The organism is Microvirga sp. KLBC 81, from assembly GCF_003075415.1.
Lineage (GTDB): Bacteria > Pseudomonadota > Alphaproteobacteria > Rhizobiales > Beijerinckiaceae > Microvirga.
The window spans coordinates 1-17,451 of record NZ_QDAH01000089.1; the positions used below are offsets into that span (position 1 = coordinate 1).

The window sequence follows — 17,451 nt, forward strand, 5'->3', positions numbered from 1 at the left end:
TCTCGTTGAGCCTGAGGCGTGCCGCAACTATTTCACCGCCGCCGGATACGGATTCGTCTGAATGCCCGATGCTCTAGCTCAACCCTCCCACATGCAAGGTTTTTACCTCCAGATACTCTTCGATGCCGAGTTGCGATCCTTCACGGCCGATGCCCGACTGCTTGACGCCACCAAACGGTGCCACCTCTGTGGAGATGGCACCGGTATTCAGCCCGACCATCCCGAATTCCAGTGCCTCGGCCACACGCCATGAACGGTTGAGATTCTGCGTATAGAAGTAGGCTGCAAGTCCGAACGGCGTGCCGTTGGCAATCTCGATGGCCTCATCTTCGGTTTCGAAGCGAAAGAGCGGCGCGACTGGTCCAAAGGTTTCTTCCGACGCAAGCAGCATTTCGGTGGTTGCACCACCGAGCACCAGAGGCCGTGCATATTGCCGGCCAGCTGGAACAAAATTGCTCTCCGAGAGGATGTGCGCACCCTTCGCCAGTGCATCCTCGACGTGCCGTTCGATCTTATCGATGGCGGCCGCGTTAATCATCGGTCCGATCACCACTCCCTCCTCGGTACCAGGGCCAACCTTCATCTGCGCCACGCGTTCGGCCAGTTTGCGCGCAAAAGAATCGTAGATACCGGATTGGACGAGGATGCGATTGGCGCACACGCAGGTCTGGCCACCGTTACGGAATTTCGATGCGATAGCACCTTCCACCGCAAGGTCGACATCGGCATCGTCGAACACGATAAGTGGCGCGTTCCCACCCAGCTCAAGGCTCAGCCGCTTGATGCCATCGGCCGCGCCACGCATCAGGAGTGCCCCGACGCGCGTCGACCCGGTGAAGGAAATCTTCCGCACGGTTTCGTTGCCGATCAGCTCATTGCCGATCTCAGCGGGCATGCCCGTGACGATGTTGATGACACCTGGCGGAATCCCAGCTCGCTCGGCCAGGACGCCGAGAGCAAGTGCCGAGTAAGGCGTGAATTCGGACGGCTTTATCACCACCGTGCAGCCGGCCGCGAGCGCAGGCGCAACTTTACGGGTGATCATTGCATTGGGGAAGTTCCAAGGTGTAATGATCCCGCAGACGCCGACGGCCTCCTTCAGAACCAGGATCCGCCGATCCGGCGTCGGCGACGGAATGGTGCTCCCGCCGATGCGGCGTGCCTCCTCAGCGAACCATTTGACGAAGCCCGCGCCATATCGGATCTCACCGCGCGCCTCGGCAAGTGGCTTACCCTGCTCGAGCGTCAGAATATGGGCGAGATCCTCTTCATGCTCGAGCATGAGCGCGTGCCAAGCCTCAAGGAGCGCTGCCCGCTCTGCATGTGTCTTCTTCTTCCAGACCTTGAAAGCGCGTGATGCCGCCTCGATCGCGTCATGGGTTTCCGCCGCGCCCATGTCGGGAACAGTTCCGAGCACCGACTGTGTGGCCGGGCTGATGACGTCGACGGTTTTGCCAGAGTTTGCATCCTGCCACGCTTCCCCAATCAAGCCGCGCTGGCGAAATAGGTCAGTATCCTTCAACTGCATGTCAGGTTTCCTTTTTGCTTAAACGATTGCTGCCAGAACGGCATCTGTAATCACCCCTGTCCTGTCTTTGCCGGGCACGGTGCCAATGCCTCTGGCAGTACTCGCTTCGATCGCGCCCATCACATCCCTCGACGCATCCGCCTCGCCGAGATGCTCCAGCATCATCGCGCCTGACCAAATAGCAGCGATGGGGTTGGCAATGTTGAGATAAGCGATGTCGGGGGCGGAGCCGTGCACCGGCTCGAACATCGAGGGAGCGGTGCGATCCGGGTTGATGTTCGCTGATGCGGCAAAGCCCAATCCGCCTTGGATTGCCGCACCGAGATCCGTTAGGATGTCACCAAAGAGGTTGGAAGCAACCACGACGTCCAGCGATTCCGGCGCCATCACCATGCGAGCCGCCATGGCATCAATGTGGTAGTGCGACACCTCGACGTCTGGGTACTCGCGCGCAACGTCCCGTGTCACCTCATCCCAGAACACCATGGTGTACTTCTGGGCGTTCGACTTGGTCACGGAGGCCAGTTTGCCGCGACGGGCTCTCGCCCGGTCGAACCCGAAGCGAACGATGCGCTCAACGCCCTTGCGTGTGAAAATCGCTGTTTCGACTGCTATCTCGTCCGAAGTGCCCGAATGCACCCGTCCGCCGGCTCCGGAATACTCTCCTTCGGTGTTCTCGCGAATGCAAAGGATATCAAAGCCCTGCGCACGCAGGGGACCGGTGATTCCTGGCAGCAGCCGGTGCGGGCGAATGTTGGCGTATTGAATGAATGCCTTACGGATCGGCAGGAGGAGACCGTGCAGCGACACCGAGTCGGGCACCTCTGCCGGCCAGCCCACCGCGCCGAGATAGATCGCATCGAAGGTACGCAGCGTCTCAATCCCGTCCTCTGGCATCATCGCACCGGTCTGTTTGTAGTGCTCGCAGGACCATGGAAATGTCGTACCCTCGAGGTTGAAATTGTGCTTGCTTGCGGCAGCCTGCAGTACGGCCCAGGCGGCTGCGGTGACGTCCTTGCCGATACCGTCACCTGGGATGAGCGCTATGGAATAGGTCTTCATGAATTGCCTTCTCAGAGGTCGATGAGCACGCTTTTCGATTTGCGACTGGCGAGATAGGCCTCCCGCCCGAGGTCCTTGCCGATACCCGAGCTCTTGTACCCTCCGGTTGGCAAGATGTGGTCACGCGACCGGCCGTACCGGTTGACCCACACGGTTCCCGCCTGCAGGGCTTTGGTGATGCGCAAGGCGCGGGAGAGGTCGCGCGTGAACAGGCCGGCCGCAAGCCCATAGGTTGGGTGATCCGCAAGCACAAGCGCTTCCTCCTCGGTACGAAACGTCTGCATTGTCAACACTGGACCAAAGATCTCCTCGGCGACCGCCGGCGACGATGAGTTGACACCGACCAGCAGCGTCGGCTCGTAGAAGTAGCCGGGCCGTTCCATGATCTGCCCGCCGACGACGCACTGGGCCCCTTCCGCTACGCTTTTGCGCACGATCGCATCAATCCGATCGAGCTGACGCTGGGAGATAATCGGCGAGTACTGCGTCTCCGCGTCCCAGGTCACGCCGGGCCTGATATTAGCCATGTGACGGGCAATGGCCGCACTGAGCGCTTCGGCGATCTCTTCCGAGGCGATCAGACGCGATCCGGCAACGCACGCCTGTCCCGCATTGGCGAGAATGCCACGCGCGATCGCCGATGCCGCAAGGTCCAGGTCTGCATCGGCGAACACGACTTGAGGGCTTTTGCCCCCTAGCTCCAGCGTCATCGGCTTGATGCCGGTCCGCGCGATGTTTTGCATGATAGCGGCGCCGGCCATGGTCGAGCCAGTGAAGCTGACCTTCGCAATGTCAGGGTGCCCAGTGATGGCGTTGCCGGTAGTTTGACCGTCACCAAGGACGATGTTGATGAGGCCGCGCGGGATGCCGGCCCTGACTGCCAACTCGGCCATATAGAGGGTGGAGAACGGCGTCATCTCGGATGGCTTCAACACTACGGCGTTGCCAGCGGCAAGCGCGGGACCCAGCTTCCAGCCGGCCATCGAAACCGGGAAGTTCCAGGGCGTGATCGCACCAATGATCCCGTAGGGCTCGGTCAGCGTCATACCGAAAGTGGTACCCGAGGTCGGGACGACGTCGCTTCCCTCCTTGTCCGCGAATTCGGCAAAGAAACGGATCTGCTCGGCTGTGACGGCGATGTCACCCTCTATCAACTGGGCGATCGGTCGTGTCGAAGATGCGGCCTCCAGACGCGCAAGCGTCACCGCCTCCTGCTCCATCAGATCCGCCCAGCGTTGCATCGCCTTGACGCGCTCGCGCGGGCGCGCATCGCCCCAGCCGCTGGTCTTCAGCGCCCTCTTGGCACTCTGCACCGCGCGATCGACAAGCTCCGCGCCCGCGACGGGGCACTCGCCATAGGCGCGGCCATCCGAGGGCCGGCGCATTTCCGGCCCACCGTCACCAACCGCCGCGACCGGCTCGCCATCGATGACATGATAGAAGGGAAACGCGAGCGTTTCGGGATCGAAGCTCAAGGTCATGCGGCACCTCGCCCTGCTGTTCGATTAGAGGCTAGCGCCAAGTGCGCCGCATTTTACATCGACGTCTGCGCCTCGGACGGTGCAGAATCGTGCCGAAAGGCTGTCTTGCGGTGAATTGTTTGGGAGACAGGTGGGCGACGTTACTCACCCACCCGCTTCCTGGATCATTCGTAGACGCAGACGTAGATCTTACGGACTGTCTCGATGGTCCTCCAGACGCCGACGAAGCCGGGCTTCATCACAAAGCTGTCCCCAGCACGGTAGGTTTTGGTCTCACCGTCTTTTTCCTCAATCTCGACAAGACCCGAGATGAGATGGCAGAACTCGTATGTAGTGCCCTTGATCGAGTGCGTTTCGCCGGGAGTCGCCTCCCAAACGCCTGTCAGCACCTTGTCCTGACGAGAGGCGTCCTGCGCCCATGTCTTGAACGATGGATTGCCGGAAATCAGCCGTTCCGGCATGGGCAGTGTTTCCTTCGGTGAGAAGTCTGGATTGGTATCGATGGTGACGAGAAGTGACATACTTTTCTCCTGGGCTTCAATAGCCGCGTATCCGATCGACGAGGCCGATCGGTTCCTGACCGGCACGATGGCGCCGGATATTATCAATGACCGAGCGGGCTGCCGTGTGAGGTTGGGTCACGCTGGCGATGTGTGGGGTCAGCATCACCTTTGGGTGGCTCCAAAGCGGGTGACCTTGCGGCAGAGGTTCGGGATCGGTCACGTCGAGAACCGCCCCGGAGAGCTTTCCGGTGTCGAGGGCAGCGAGGAGCGCCTGTTGGTCGAGCTGCGGGCCACGACCGACATGCACAAGCCCAGCACCCTGCGGCAGGTGCTCGAACAAGCGAGCGTCCAGAATTCCACGCGTTTCATCGGTCAGGGGCAGCAGGCAGACCAGGATGTCCGTCTGCGCCAGGAATTCCGGCAGCTGCTTGGTGCCATGAAAGCACCGGACCCCGGTTAAGTCCCGTGCGCTCCGGCTCCAGCCGGCCAAAGGAAACTGGAACGGCGCAAGCCGCTCGATCGCCGCTTGCGCGAGCATGCCAAGACCAAGGAAACCGAGCCGCCGCTCGGGCGCCTGGGGAATAGGGCGCGCTCGCCACTCCTGCGCCCACTGCTGTTCGCGGTATGCGGGCATATCCCGATGCAGGGAAAGGACGCCGAGTGTCACATATTCCTGCATCATGCGGACAATGCCCTCTTCCACCATCCGCACGAGCTTCACGCTCTCAGGGACGCTGCCGGGCCGGAACTGGTCCACCCCAGCGCCGATGGAAAACAAAACCTCGAGATTGCGGTATCGGTCTATCTCCTCAGGTGCTGTCCAGGTCAGGAGGTAACGAACCCGTTCCGGTAGGACAAAGTCTCCCCTCTGCACGACCTCGATGTCTGGCAGTTCGCGAGCGAAAATCTCGCGGAACACGGCGCCGCGCTCAGGATCTGAATTAAAAAGAAACACCTTTTCGCCAGCCTGTCGTTCGGAGGTCATCCTGAGAGCCGCGCACCCAAAGCTTCAATCATCTGCTGGCAGGCATGCAGTTCACCGAGTGTAATATATTCGTCGGGGCGATGAGCGCGGTCGATGTCGCCGGGACCGCAGATGATCGCCTCGATGCCCGCCTGCTGGTAAAGGCCAGCTTCAGTGCCGTAGCTGACCGCCGCCAGAGCCTCCTTGCCTGTCAACTCCGTCAGCAGGCGGGCAAGGGGACTGTCGGCGGCTAGCGAAAGGGCCGGATAGGCTGAGAGCTCACGCCAAGTCGTCTTGAAGTTCTTGGTCTGCAGAGCTTCGAGATGCGCCTTCACCGGCTCCAACAGCGTCAAGGGCGACGTGCCGGACACGGCGCGCACCTCGATATCGGCTGTGCAACGGTCTGGGATGATGTTGACCGCCTGCCCCCCCGCGATGACGCCGACTTGCAGCGACGAGTAGGGGGGCTCGAAGTTCCGGTCGATTGGCCCTTTGGCAAGCAACTCGCCATAGGCTACAGCCTCGATGATGACACCTGCCATGGCGTGCACGGCATTCAAGCCAAGATGGGGTTGAGAGGAGTGTCCGGACCGACCGATCACTTCGAGGCGCACGGCTGCCTTGCCCTTGTGCGCGCGCACGGCCTGCATCCGGCTGGGCTCCCCGATGATGGCGCCGACAGGCGTCTTGCACAGATGGGGAAGAGCCGCGATGAGATGCGGAACACCGCGGCAGCCGGCCTCTTCGTCATACGAAAAGGCCAAATGAATAGGCTGGCTTAGGTCGCTGGTGGCGAGTTTGGGAAGAGCCGCAAGCACACAAGCAAGAAAGCCCTTCATATCTGTCGTACCGCGGCCGTAGCGCCGGTCCCCCTCAGCCCGCAAGGAAAAAGGGTCGGAGCTCCATTCGGCTTCGCCTGCTGGCACGACGTCCATGTGGCCGGACAGGATGTAACCGGCCTTGTCGCGCGGGCCGATAGTGGCGAACAGGTTGCAGCGGTCTCCCTCGGGACCAGGCAGAACCGCGACCGTTGCACCGTGCGACCTGCAATAGTCGGCGATAAAGGCGACGATCGCGCCATTGGGCGTGCCCACAACAGACGGGAAGGCAACCAGTCGTGCCAGAAGATCTTCTACCATCATGGGGCACCAAACCTATTTGCGCAGGACCTGCACCATTGAGGCGACGGTAGCTCTCCGGCCAGAACTTTTCATGCCGGATTATGACTAGCCACGGGTAAAAGATTTCGAATGCCAGGGCATATCGAGTCAAATCTACTGCTGGTCCTCTGCAATGCTGTGGCCAAGCGGCAGTGGCCGAGCGACGATTCCGAAAGCGGCGCGATCGCCAGAGTTCCGGCAGTATGGAGCATTGGCGATGTGACTTGGCGCCAGGAAGGCAGTAATGCAGCAATGCAAAACCATTTACACGCGGAGTCATTTACGCGCGGAGTCCTTTGAACTTAGCTCAAGCGACATTGCACCTGTTGATGTAAAGATGGAGTGCATGAGATTGTGGGGCAGCTACTGAGATGGTCTTCACTGGAAGGCTGCGATGAGACTGGGTCGGCAGCTGTGCAATGAGAGCTACGACCGCGCGCAATGTCGCTCCACATTTCCTTATGCTCCCCTAATTGGGGAGTGTAAGATAAGACTACTTGGGCGCTGCCGACAGAAGAAAGGCCGTTTCAGAACGAAAAGAGATTGGCGTGTGCCGTCTGTCTGCTACAGATTTCAATCTGCTGGTTGACTGCCACACACAACCATAAGTCTCCTGATTTGCTTCGCATCAAGCAGGGGGCCGGACTGGTCAACCGTCACGTGGGGCAGTAACAGGCAAAGTAAGCTGAGCGAGTCAAATTGCTGATGGCACAGGCATAGGCCGCCAACTCCCCAGAGGCAATCTCGTCATGAAGAACAAGCCCGTAGATGGCAAAGGCCAGGATCATCAGATTCCGCATGGCCCCGGTCCAGGTCGCGCCCGTATAGATGCCGTCGAAAGCGAAGGCGGCGGCCCCGATGAAAGGCGTGAGGGCTGCAAAGACCAGGTAGTCCCTGGCGTAGACGCGAACGTCAGGGCTCGTGCTGACGAAATCGATGAACAATCCTCCTCCTACCAGGAAGACGGCGGAAACGCCGAGACCGAAACCCAGGCTCCAGCCGAGGCTCAAGCGAATGGCGCGGCGGAAGCCGCGCTCGTCGCGGGCGCCGAGCGCGCTGAAGATCGCGAAAGCGAGGATGAGCGCCACGTTGCGGATCATGGAACGACAGGGCCGGAGTGAGTACGTAATAGTTGAGCGGGTGCGGCTTGAAGTTCTTCACCTTGGTCAATAACGCGTCGTAGGTGGTCTCGTGAATGAGGAAGACCGTCAGCGCCTCCGACTGGATCTGCTTGGCGATGTCAGCATACATCGGCAGCCGCTTCTCTGGCTCGGGGGTCGCGAAAATCGCCTCGAGCTTGGCGTCCATTTCCGGGGTGCAGTATTGCGAGATGTTGAAAGCGCCCTTGCATTTGTAGTCGGCGTTCAGATAGCTCGCTGGCTCGGCCGCATCGGTGAGATAGCCGCGGGACATCAGGCCCATGTCATAGTTGCCGGACATCATGTCGGGCTCGATGGCGTTGTATTCCGCAACCCTGATATCGACCTGGATGCCAATGTTCTTGAGCATCTCCTGGATAACGGCCGCCACGTCCTTCAACTCCGACTTGTTCGAATAGGCGAGGAGATTGACCTTGAGGGTGCCGGGCTTCACCCCGGCCTCCTCGAGAAGCGCCTTGGCCTTGTTGACGTCATAGGCCGGCTTCATGCCCTTCGGCGCCCACGGATCCGTGGGGACGAACGGGCCCACGGCCGGTTGCACCGCACCTTCGTACACCGCCGCCGCGAGGGCGGCGTTGTCGATGGCAGCCTGAATCGCCTGGCGCACCTTGATGTTGTCGAAGGGCGCCTTCTTGTTGTTCATCAACAGCATCGTGGTGCGCGGGGCGTTGACCGCCTCAAGCTTTACGCCCGGCGTACCCTTCAGTTTGCGCACGATCCATGGCGGGATCAAGCGGGCGATATCGGTCTCACCGGTGCGGATCTGCGTAGCACGGGTGTTCGCATCTGCGATGAAGCGGATTTCTGCGCCGTCGAGCGTGGGCTTCCCACCCCAGTAGTTCTCGTTGCGCTTGACGGTCGCGCGGGTCGGGTCCACCTCGGTGATGATAAACGGTCCCGTACAGGCATTGATCGGGTTGATCTTCCCGTCCTTATAGGCGGACGGGGACAGGATTGACGTGGCAGGGCTTGCCATCTGCAGGGGTAGCAGCACCGAAGGCTCGAGGGTGGTGATCTTGACGACCTTGTCGCCGACTGCCTCGACCGACTTGATCACCTTGGGCGAAAAGGCGCGCGCCGGCATTTCTGCCTTCAGGAGATTGTTGAGCGCGTTGGCCGCACTCTCCGCGTTCAGGGGCAGCCCATCCTGGAACTTCACGTTGTCCCGAAGGGTGAACTCCCAGGTGGTCGGAGAGGTCTGGGTCCACGATGTTGCGAGGGAGGGCTGAAGGGTATTGTCGAAGCCGATCCGCGCAAGGCTCTCGTAGCAGCCCGAGCGACTGCCGACAAAGGCGTCGTCCGAGGCCATCTCCCAGCCCGTTTTGGGACTCCACCAGTCGACCATCCGAACGGTTTTGGAGCCGGCCGCCTGAGCGAAGGCTGATGTTGAGAGCGTTGCCGCGCAGAGTGCGAACGCTAGGCTGTAATTGCGCATGTTCCCCATTCCTTCTGTGGTCGCGGCAAATGCCTAGAGGCATCGTCCGGCGTGAGTGAACCGCATTGCTTTAACGTTCTAGCGCGTCCGTGTTGATCGGACCGTCTGTTCGCCGGGGCTCCCGCCGCAGGTCGGCATCTGCACGGATGCGAGGGCGCACCGGATGACAGGTTCTTTTCGCAGAACTCCTATCTCTCCCGACGATGCGAACCGCCCGTATTGAGCGACCTTCCCCTTTGGGAATGTCAAGTATCTTCAGCATCGTCTTCGTAATTCGGCCGGATCTGCTGCTGAGGGCCGTGTTATAAGTCAGTTGTGCTAGGCCGCGTGGACGGATTGAGATGAGTAATGGGTGAGTGGATTCCCAAATCAGTGTGGCGATGATTCATGGCAGGTCGGCTTCAGGAGGCTCGACTATGGTGACGGGGATGACGGAGGACGATTGGGCAACGGTGCTGAGGGTGTTTGCCGCCTCGTGTTCCCGGCGCGGCGCCAAGGGCCGCAATGACCGCCGCTTCCTTGAGGCCCTTCACTACTTCACGGTTCACAACATCACCTGGCGGGCGCGGCCCTCCTGTTTCGGCAAGTGGAACTCTGTGTGGAAGCGGTTCTGGCGCTTGAGCCGCGCCGGCGTGTTCGAGGCGTTCTTCGAGGCCCTGGCGGCCCTGAGCGAGACCGCGCACCTGGTGCAGATGTTCGACTCCACCATCGTGCGGGCCCATGTCTCGGCCGCGGGGGCAAAAGGGGACAGAGCCGACAGGCGCTGGGCCGCTCCCGGGGTGGCTTCTCGACCAAGATCCATCTCAAGACCGACTGGGATGGTGGCCGCTGGGCTTCCACCTGACCGGCGGGAGGCCAGCGACAGTCCGCACTTCGAAACGCTGCTCGATCTCGGTCCCGATGTCACACCTCGCGCTGCGGTGGGCGACAAGGGCTATGACTCGAGGGCCAACCGGCAGGCCGCCCGCTCCCGTGGCATCTGCCCGGCCATTCCGTATCGGACGACGACCAAAGAGAAGCCGACGTTCTTTCCCAAGATGCTCTATCGCGGGCGGGCTCGCATCGAGCAGACCATGGGAAAGCTCAAGCGGTTTAAGCGCGTTGCTCTACGCTGTGAGAAGACAGACGAGAACTACCGCTCGTTCGTTGCTCTTGCTCTCAGTTTCATGCTGATCAAATCCGTCCACGCGACCTAGCCTAATTGGCGCTGGCCTGAGTAGCGCCAACCTGACCTACGCTGACCTGCGCGAGGCCAACCTGCTCAGTGCCAAGCTGGACAGCGCTGATCTAAGCAACGCCGATCTGCGCGACGCCACCCTGACCGGCGCTAGCCTGGACAACGCCACCCTGACCGGCGCTTTCGTTAGTGCCTTCAGCAGACAGGGGTGGAACGGGCCGCCACCGGGTTGGGAGGTGTACAATGATCAAGGCCGGGCCCGCCTTCGGCGAAGCGATGCACCCCCATCCTCGCCGACTCCGCAATAAGTCTTGCGCGCGGGGCCTCACCCTACTGCCCGCAGCTTGTAGCGCCGCACAGTGGTTTCAGGCAGCACCAAGGGCATCGTCAGGTTAACCGGAAGGTGACCGCAGGGAGCCATAAGTGAGAGATCAAGAAGTCCCGTCAACCTCGCTATGCTCGCCACCGCTTCCCAGCCGAAGTAATCAGCTACTCTGTCTGGTTGTACTTCCGCTTTCCCCTGAGCCTTCGGATGGTTGAGGAGATGTTGGCCGCCTGAGGCATCTTAGTCAGCCATGAGACGGTGCGGCAGTGGGCCCTGAAGTTCGGACAGGGCTTTGCTAACCAAATCCGCCGCCGTCTTCCGACACCTGGTGAAAAGTTGCACCTTGACGAGGTAGTGATCAGCATTGCAGGCCGAAAACATTGGCTCTGGCGAGCTGTGGACCAACATGGCGTCGTGCTCGACATCCTGGTTCAGAGCCGACGCAATGCCAAAGCGGCCAAGCGGCTGCTCCGCAAGCTGCTCGAGAAGCAAGGCATCGCTCCACGCGTGATGATCACCGATAAATTGGCCAGCTACGCCATTGCAAAGAGGGCAGTGATGCCCAGGGTCGAACACCGACGACATCGTGGTTTGAACAACAGGGCGGAGAATAGTCATCAGCCAACCCGACGACGGAAGCGCATCATGAAGCGCTTCAAGTCCGCCCGGCAGGCTCAATGCTTCCTCTCCGTTCACGACCAGGTGGGAAATCTCTTTTGCCGTCCGGCCAACGTCAGTGCTGGCCAGTATCGTCACACCCGTACGCAAGCTTTTCAAGTCTGGGCTGAGGTCACCTGCAGCGTGAGCGCTGCCTGACTTAAGAACTTGAAGAAGGATGAACCTACCTCAAGCTGTTAAATTGACGGTGCCTGTGAAGAGGTGTGAAGTCCTGTGAGGGCAGCGTTGTCACATCAACTGACGGCGAGGGCATTGAGGGGAACGCGATCACTTAACAGGCTCACGCGCCAAGGCCAGCTGCAGACTTCCGCGCCGCTGGGGCAGAGCGGCGGGAACTTCATTCGGTTGGATGCGACGTCCTGACGAAATCAACGAAGGCGCGCAGGGCCGCCGGCATCTGCCGCCGGCTGGGATAATAGAGATAAAAGCCGCCGTAGTAGGGGCACCAGTCTTCGAGAACCCGCACAAGCCGTCCTTCCCGGATGTGGGCTTCGACCTGTTCCTCGAACGCGTAGGCTATGCCCGTGCCTAGGAGCGCGGCATCGACCATCATGTCCTGATCGCCGACGATCAGCGGGCCTGAAACTTCGACACTCAGCTCGACACCGCCACGTTCGAACTCCCATGCGTAAAGTCGCCCGCTGGCAAAACGAAGCCCAAGGCAGGGCAAGCCCTTGAGATGCTCAGGGACAGTGGGCTTTGGGTATCGCTCGAATAACGCTGGCGCCGCCACGATCGCTGAACGCTGGCGTGGCCCGATCGGGATGGCGATCATGTCCTGGGCGATGACTTCCCCAAAACGGATGCCAGCATCGAAGCCCTCGGACACCATATCGACCAGGTCATTCTCGACCACGATCTCGACGGTAATCTCCGGATAGCGTTCCAAAAACTTCGTTACGATCGGCAGGAGCGCGATCTTGGCCGATACACGGGCCGCGTTGAACCGCAGCCGGCCGACCGGGGCTCCGCGGAGGCTGTTGAGATCATCCAGGGCCGCGTCGATATCCTGGAAGGCCGGAGCAAGGCGGGCGAGCAAGCGCTCGCCCGCCTCCGTGAGGGCGACGCTGCGGGTGGTGCGGTTGAACAGTCGCAGATCCAACCGCTCCTCAAGCGACTTCAGGGCATGGCTCAAGGCGGAGGGGGTGCAGCCCATCTCATCAGCCGCGCGGCGGAAGCTCCGGTGCCGAGCGAGCGCCAGAAACGGCATCAGATCCGAGGGTGAGATGGTGCGCATTGTTGAATTTTGCTCACTAGCCCAGAGAAAAACCAGTCGATTATCTCATCAGTCGTCCTTTTGTAAAACATCCTCACTCGCTGATTAGGGCGATGCATGCTAGCAAGGAGGTTCCCATGCGGACTTGGTTCATCACCGGCGCATCCCGCGGTTTCGGGGCTTTGATCGTAGAAAAAGCGTTGGCACGGGGTGACCAGGTGGTCGCCTCGGCGCGAAATCCCCAAGCGATCACCGATCGCTTCGGCGACCGCCCCAATCTGCTTGCCGTCGCCCTCGATGTGACCGACGAGGCCCAGGCTCATCAGGCCGTCAAGGAAGCCATTGCTTGGTTCGGGCAGATCGACGTGCTGGTCAACAACGCGGGCTACGGACTGCTCGGGGCAGTCGAGGAGGCCAGCGGGGCGGAGATCGAAGCGCTTTACAGTACGAATGTCTTCGGTCTTTTCGCCGTCACGCGGGCGGTGCTGCCCCACATGCGCCGCCAGCGCTCAGGCCGGATCCTCAACTTCTCCTCGATTGGCGGATATACCAGTGGGCCTGGCTTTGGGGTCTATTGCTCCACGAAGTTCGCCGTGGAAGGCCTGACGGAAGCACTTGCCGCCGAACTAAGCCCTCTGGGGATCCATGTGACCGCGATCGAGCCCGGCTACTTCCGGACTGATTTTCTCGACGCGACCTCGCTGTCCGTGAGCCCGATCCAGATCAGCGACTATGCCGAGACGGCTGGCGCGGTGCGCGCGAAGGCGGCGCAGATCAGCCACAACCAGCCCGGCAATCCTGACAAGCTCGCCGAGGTCGTTGTTGCCTTTGTTGAGTCTTCCAATCCTCCAGTGAGGCTCCCGCTTGGCAGCGACACGGTCGCTGCGATCGAAGCCAAACATGTCTCGGATGCGGAGATCCTCGCTGCCTGGCGATCGGTTTCCGTTTCCACCGATTTCCCGCCGGCGGCTTGACCGGCCTCCGCATAGAAGGAGATGCATCATGCAAATCAACGCACATCAAGCACATGCCATCGTGGCAGGCGCAGAGAGCAAGGCCCGTGAAATGGGGCTTCCCGTCGTCATCGCGGTGCTCGATGCCGGTGCCCATCTCAAGGCGCTCGAGCGCATGGACGGGGCCGTATTGGCATCCATCGACATCGCCATCCGCAAGGCCTCGACGGCCGTCCTGTTTCAGGCCAACAGCGAGGCCGTCTGGGAGTACTGCAAGCCGGGCGCTCCCGCACCGGGCCTGGAGCTGACCAACGGCGGCTTGGCCCCGTTCGGCGGCGGCATCCCGCTCAGGGGATCGGATGGAGAGATCATCGGAGCCTTGGGCGTGTCCGGCGGCTCCGTGGCGCAGGACGTCGAGGTCGCTCAAGCCGCGCTCGCCGCCTTCGAAAGCCTCACACGCTGAACCCCTAACCCTCAACCACCACCATCGCTCAACAGGAAAGGGAATACCATGTCCAAGACCATCCTCATCACCGGCGCTGGCTCGGGCTTCGGCAAGGGCGCCGCCATCGGCATGGCCAAGAACGGCCACAGCATCATCGCCACGACCCAGGTGTCGTCCCAGGTCACGCCGCTGCGCGAGGAAGTCGCCGCGCTCGGCCTCTCGGACAAGATCCGCGTCGAGCGCCTCGACCTGACCGACCCCTATGACATCGCGCAGGCGCAGTCCTGGGACTTCGACGTGCTCTGGAACAACGCCGGTATGGGCGAGGCCGGGCCGGTCTGGGAGATCCCGATCGAGCTCGTGCGCAAGAACTACGAGGTCAACGTCTTCCTGCCGCTGGTGCTGACGCAGGGCGTCGTCCAGAAGTGGGTGCGCCAGGGCAAGAAGGGCAAGGTCGTGTTCACGTCGTCCATGGGCGGGCTGTTCACCCCAGCCAACTGGGGCACCTATGTCTCGACCAAGCATGCGCTGGAATCGATCGCCGAGGCGCTGCAACAGGAGCTGGGGCCGTACGGCATCAAGGTCCAGACGATCAATCCCGGCGCCTACTACACCGGGTACAACGAGACGATGGCGGACAATCCCTTCCGCTGGCTCGACGACAGCAAGCACTTCACCAAGCGGGCCGATCTGCGCAAGGCCTTCGACGACTTCTTCGCCACGCCGGAAGGCCGCATGGATCCGCAGGAGATGATCGACCGCATGATCGAGATCGTTCCTGCCGACACCGGCAAGTTCCGCAACGTGGTTCCGAAGAAGATCGAGGACATGCTGAAACAGCACCAGCTCGCGGCCTGGGACAACCAGATCTGAGCCCAGAAGTCTGACCCCGTGAGCGGCGGCCCCTCCCCCGCCGCTCGTTTCCTCCCCCCAGGGCAGGCGCCGCGGCCAGTCGGCGATCCGGCCCGGGGATTCTTTTTGAAAGGAAGGAGATGGAGATGACAAGTTTCCACACGCTGATTGCCGTCGCCGTAGCAAGCCTCGCCATGGCGGCTCTCGCCCCTGCCGCGCAGGCGCAGACCACCGGCGACGAGGTGGGCAACAAGGCCATCGTCCAGCGCGCCTTCGACGCCTGGGCCGCCGGGACCGGCAGCCCCTACGATCTGCTCGCCGACGACGCGACCTGGACGATCACCGGGAACTCGCTGGCTTCGAAAACCTATGGCAGCCGTGAAGCCTTCATCGGGGAAGTCATCCGGCCATTCATTGCGCGCATGAGCGTCGGTCTCAAGCCGACCATCCGCCAGATGTACGCAGACGGCGATACCGTGATCGTCTTCTTCGACGCGAGCGGCACGGCCAAGGATGGTGTCCCTTACGCGAATACCTACGCCTGGTTTCTCGAACTGCGCGATGGAAGGATCACCGACGCATCGGCCTTCTTCGACAGCATCGCGTTCAACGACCTGTGGACGCGGGTAAAGCCCGCTCGATAAGTTACTTCTACCGCCCCTGATCCGCCGGTGCGGTTGCCGCTCGGGAGCGATACTGTGGCAGCCATCGAAGCCAAGGATACCTCGGACGCAGCGATCCTTGCTCAATGGCACCCCGTTTCAGTTTCGACCGACTTTGCCGCACCCTAGCCCATCACGGAGAACGTCTTGACCCCTCAAGCCCCTCTTAACTCTGGATTCGGACCCACCACGACAGCCGCCGAGGTCATTGAGGGCCGTGACCTGTCCGGGAAGATTGCCATCGTGACGGGCGGCTATGCCGGCATCGGCCTGGAGACGGCCCGCGCTCGCCTCGGGCCACCGTGATCGTGCCGGCGCGCGACATGGACCGGGCCCAACAAGCGTTGGAGAACATCCCTGGCGTCCGGCCGGCATCTCTCGATCTAATGGACCCTGCCTCCATCGATGCCTTCGCCGAGCGCTTCCTGGCATCAGGGCAGCCGCTCCACATTCTGATCAACAATGCCGGGATCATTGGCGAACCCTCTCACCCATGACGGGCGCGGATACGAGTCCCAGTTCTCCACGAACTACCTCGGACACCTTCAGTTGACGATGCGCCTGTGGCCCGCCCTGCGACAAGCCCAGGGAGCGCGTGTGGTGGCCGTCTCATCGCGTGGACACCGCATCGCAGGTGTCGATTTCGAGGACCCGAACTTCGAACGGCGTACCTAAGATCCCTGGATTGCCTACGGCCAGTCGAAGACCGCCAACGTCCTGTTCGCGTTGAAGCTGGACAGGCTGGGTGAGGCAGATCGCATTCGGGCCTTCTCGCTCCATCCCGGTGGCATTCTCACCAACCTGTCGAAACACATGACCCGCGAGCAGATCCGGGCCCAGGGCGCCATTGACGACGAAGGCCGGCCCGTCTCGATCCGCCTCGCGGGATCAAGACGGTAGAGCAAGGTGCCGCAACGAGCGTGTGGTACCACGAGCCCTCAACTCGAGGGCATGGGCGGCGTCTATTGCGAGGACTGCGACATCGCGGTCGTGGTCCCCGACGATCACGAGGAGCCCCGTGGCGTGCGGACTTGGGCAATCAATCCGGGCTTTGCCGATCGGCTATGGTCGTTGAGCGAGCATCTGACCGGGGTTCGTCTGGCTGAGTGATCCACTCGCAGTGTGATGGTCAACTCTGGGTCAAAGACAGACTTTAAGCTGGGCCGTATAAAGGTCAGCTCGCGGCCACATTGCAGACGTTCGCCCGCCCAGCGCCAAGTGAGTCGAGGCTGCCGCAGGCTGCTCGAAGTTTGTCTGCTGTTACCCTTCGTGTTACCCGAAGAACAATTAGCCTGAGCGCTGAAGCTGAATGAAGATCGATAAACCCTTGCCGGTTAAGGGTTTGAGGTGGTGAGCGCGCTGGGACTCGAACCCAGGACCCTCTGATTAAAGGCCAGATGCTCTCCGAGTAACCTCTGCAAGCCTGTCGAGCATGGGTTGCGTGATCAGGCAGACGCCGCTGTCGGTGCGTCGGAAGCGCTGCCCGTCCAGATCCGGATCCTCGCCCACCACAAGCCCCTCCGGGATCCGCACGCCCCGATCCACAATAACCTTCCGCAGCTGGGCCGAGCAGGCAACCTCCACTCCCGGCAACACCACTGCCTCCTCCAGCTGCGCACCAAGGTGAACGCGCGTGCCGGTAAACAGGAGCGAGCCTCGCACCAGCGCTCCCGCGATGATGCAGCCGCCAGACAGAACTGAGTTGACGACCTCCCCTCGCTGTCCGGCCCCCCGAAGCCTGTTGCTTCCATGCGTGGAACCTCAAGGCAGCCGACGGTCACATCCGCACCGGAATCCACATGCTGGCGGAGCATGATCTCATAATCCATCTTGTAGATGTGATCGCCGGC

15 protein-coding genes and 4 pseudogenes are annotated in these 17,451 nt (G+C 61.4%); 9 read left to right on the plus strand and 10 right to left on the minus strand.

Annotated features, from left to right (window positions below; genetic code table 11):
- Window positions 1-73: 73 nt before the first annotated feature.
- The 8 genes from DC522_RS28160 to DC522_RS28195 form a co-directional block, all read right to left on the minus strand.
- A complete protein-coding gene (locus DC522_RS28160; RefSeq protein ID WP_116531861.1) occupies window positions 74-1,528 on the minus strand; it encodes an NAD-dependent succinate-semialdehyde dehydrogenase in 1,455 nt (484 codons plus the stop codon).
- Window positions 1,529-1,546: 18 nt separating this feature from the next.
- Complete coding sequence (locus DC522_RS28165; protein ID WP_116531862.1) at window positions 1,547-2,590, minus strand: tartrate dehydrogenase; 1,044 nt, start codon at window positions 2,588-2,590, stop codon at window positions 1,547-1,549.
- Between the two features lie 11 nt (window positions 2,591-2,601).
- Entirely contained in the window at window positions 2,602-4,071 is a 1,470-nt protein-coding gene (locus DC522_RS28170) for an aldehyde dehydrogenase (protein WP_116531863.1), read from the minus strand.
- 164 nt (window positions 4,072-4,235) lie between these two features.
- The gene (locus tag DC522_RS28175) at window positions 4,236-4,592 is read right to left on the minus strand and encodes a cupin domain-containing protein (protein ID WP_047191358.1); all 357 of its coding nucleotides are present in this window, start codon (window positions 4,590-4,592) and stop codon (window positions 4,236-4,238) included.
- Window positions 4,593-4,608: 16 nt separating this feature from the next.
- A complete protein-coding gene (locus DC522_RS28180) occupies window positions 4,609-5,559 on the minus strand; it encodes a glyoxylate/hydroxypyruvate reductase A (protein ID WP_116531864.1) in 951 nt (316 codons plus the stop codon).
- A complete protein-coding gene (gene argE, locus DC522_RS28185) occupies window positions 5,556-6,680 on the minus strand; it encodes an acetylornithine deacetylase (protein WP_116531865.1) in 1,125 nt (374 codons plus the stop codon). Before argE ends, DC522_RS28180 begins: the two co-directional genes overlap by 4 nt.
- Before the next feature lie 674 nt (window positions 6,681-7,354).
- The gene (locus DC522_RS28190) at window positions 7,355-7,708 is read right to left on the minus strand and encodes a hypothetical protein (protein WP_245444632.1); all 354 of its coding nucleotides are present in this window, start codon (window positions 7,706-7,708) and stop codon (window positions 7,355-7,357) included.
- The gene (locus DC522_RS28195; protein ID WP_245444634.1) at window positions 7,611-9,293 is read right to left on the minus strand and encodes an ABC transporter substrate-binding protein; all 1,683 of its coding nucleotides are present in this window, start codon (window positions 9,291-9,293) and stop codon (window positions 7,611-7,613) included. The genes DC522_RS28190 and DC522_RS28195 overlap by 98 nt, the downstream gene beginning before the upstream one ends.
- A gap of 416 nt (window positions 9,294-9,709) precedes the next feature.
- Here DC522_RS28195 and DC522_RS35505 point away from each other — a divergent pair, with 416 nt between their 5' ends.
- From DC522_RS35505 to DC522_RS28210, 3 genes and pseudogenes are all read left to right on the plus strand, one after another.
- Window positions 9,710-10,489: an IS5 family transposase gene (locus DC522_RS35505; protein WP_205769805.1), complete on the plus strand. Its 780-nt coding sequence runs from the start codon at window positions 9,710-9,712 to the stop codon at window positions 10,487-10,489.
- A 16-nt stretch (window positions 10,490-10,505) separates the two neighbouring features.
- On the plus strand, window positions 10,506-10,778 hold the full coding sequence (locus DC522_RS37555; protein WP_371680712.1) for a pentapeptide repeat-containing protein: 273 nt from the start codon (window positions 10,506-10,508) through the stop codon (window positions 10,776-10,778).
- Window positions 10,779-10,900: 122 nt separating this feature from the next.
- Window positions 10,901-11,611: pseudogene (locus DC522_RS28210) on the plus strand (IS6 family transposase).
- 199 nt (window positions 11,612-11,810) lie between these two features.
- Here the strand turns inward: DC522_RS28210 and DC522_RS28215 are convergent.
- Window positions 11,811-12,710, minus strand: a complete 900-nt coding sequence (locus DC522_RS28215) for a LysR family transcriptional regulator (RefSeq protein ID WP_116531866.1) — start codon at window positions 12,708-12,710, stop codon at window positions 11,811-11,813.
- A gap of 116 nt (window positions 12,711-12,826) precedes the next feature.
- Here DC522_RS28215 and DC522_RS28220 point away from each other — a divergent pair, with 116 nt between their 5' ends.
- From DC522_RS28220 to DC522_RS28245, 6 genes and pseudogenes are all read left to right on the plus strand, one after another.
- A complete protein-coding gene (locus tag DC522_RS28220) occupies window positions 12,827-13,663 on the plus strand; it encodes an oxidoreductase (protein ID WP_116531867.1) in 837 nt (278 codons plus the stop codon).
- A 28-nt stretch (window positions 13,664-13,691) separates the two neighbouring features.
- Window positions 13,692-14,105: a heme-binding protein gene (locus DC522_RS28225; RefSeq protein ID WP_116531868.1), complete on the plus strand. Its 414-nt coding sequence runs from the start codon at window positions 13,692-13,694 to the stop codon at window positions 14,103-14,105.
- Window positions 14,106-14,153: 48 nt separating this feature from the next.
- The gene (locus tag DC522_RS28230) at window positions 14,154-14,960 is read left to right on the plus strand and encodes an SDR family oxidoreductase (protein WP_116531869.1); all 807 of its coding nucleotides are present in this window, start codon (window positions 14,154-14,156) and stop codon (window positions 14,958-14,960) included.
- 173 nt (window positions 14,961-15,133) lie between these two features.
- The gene (locus DC522_RS28235) at window positions 15,134-15,583 is read left to right on the plus strand and encodes a nuclear transport factor 2 family protein (protein ID WP_245444636.1); all 450 of its coding nucleotides are present in this window, start codon (window positions 15,134-15,136) and stop codon (window positions 15,581-15,583) included.
- A gap of 12 nt (window positions 15,584-15,595) precedes the next feature.
- Window positions 15,596-15,730: pseudogene (locus DC522_RS36405) on the plus strand (short-chain dehydrogenase/reductase); the annotation flags it as partial.
- A gap of 18 nt (window positions 15,731-15,748) precedes the next feature.
- Window positions 15,749-16,711 (plus strand): annotated as a pseudogene (locus DC522_RS28245) (oxidoreductase).
- 276 nt (window positions 16,712-16,987) lie between these two features.
- Here the strand turns inward: DC522_RS28245 and DC522_RS28250 are convergent.
- Window positions 16,988-17,451: pseudogene (locus tag DC522_RS28250) on the minus strand (sugar phosphate nucleotidyltransferase); the annotation flags it as partial.

Bases quoted from the DNA above. Each gene is read 5' to 3' on its own strand.
- DC522_RS28160 (WP_116531861.1), bottom strand. From the start codon at position 1,528: ATGCAGTTGAAGGATACTGACCTATTTCGCCAGCGCGGCTTGATTGGG.
- DC522_RS28165 (WP_116531862.1), bottom strand. From the start codon at position 2,590: ATGAAGACCTATTCCATAGCGCTCATCCCAGGTGACGGTATCGGCAAG.
- DC522_RS28170 (WP_116531863.1), bottom strand. From the start codon at position 4,071: ATGACCTTGAGCTTCGATCCCGAAACGCTCGCGTTTCCCTTCTATCAT.
- DC522_RS28175 (WP_047191358.1), bottom strand. From the start codon at position 4,592: ATGTCACTTCTCGTCACCATCGATACCAATCCAGACTTCTCACCGAAG.
- DC522_RS28180 (WP_116531864.1), bottom strand. From the start codon at position 5,559: ATGACCTCCGAACGACAGGCTGGCGAAAAGGTGTTTCTTTTTAATTCA.
- argE (WP_116531865.1), bottom strand. From the start codon at position 6,680: ATGATGGTAGAAGATCTTCTGGCACGACTGGTTGCCTTCCCGTCTGTT.
- DC522_RS28195 (WP_245444634.1), bottom strand. From the start codon at position 9,293: ATGCGCAATTACAGCCTAGCGTTCGCACTCTGCGCGGCAACGCTCTCA.
- DC522_RS35505 (WP_205769805.1), top strand. From the start codon at position 9,710: ATGGTGACGGGGATGACGGAGGACGATTGGGCAACGGTGCTGAGGGTG.
- DC522_RS28215 (WP_116531866.1), bottom strand. From the start codon at position 12,710: ATGCGCACCATCTCACCCTCGGATCTGATGCCGTTTCTGGCGCTCGCT.
- DC522_RS28220 (WP_116531867.1), top strand. From the start codon at position 12,827: ATGCGGACTTGGTTCATCACCGGCGCATCCCGCGGTTTCGGGGCTTTG.
- DC522_RS28225 (WP_116531868.1), top strand. From the start codon at position 13,692: ATGCAAATCAACGCACATCAAGCACATGCCATCGTGGCAGGCGCAGAG.
- DC522_RS28230 (WP_116531869.1), top strand. From the start codon at position 14,154: ATGTCCAAGACCATCCTCATCACCGGCGCTGGCTCGGGCTTCGGCAAG.
- DC522_RS28235 (WP_245444636.1), top strand. From the start codon at position 15,134: ATGGCGGCTCTCGCCCCTGCCGCGCAGGCGCAGACCACCGGCGACGAG.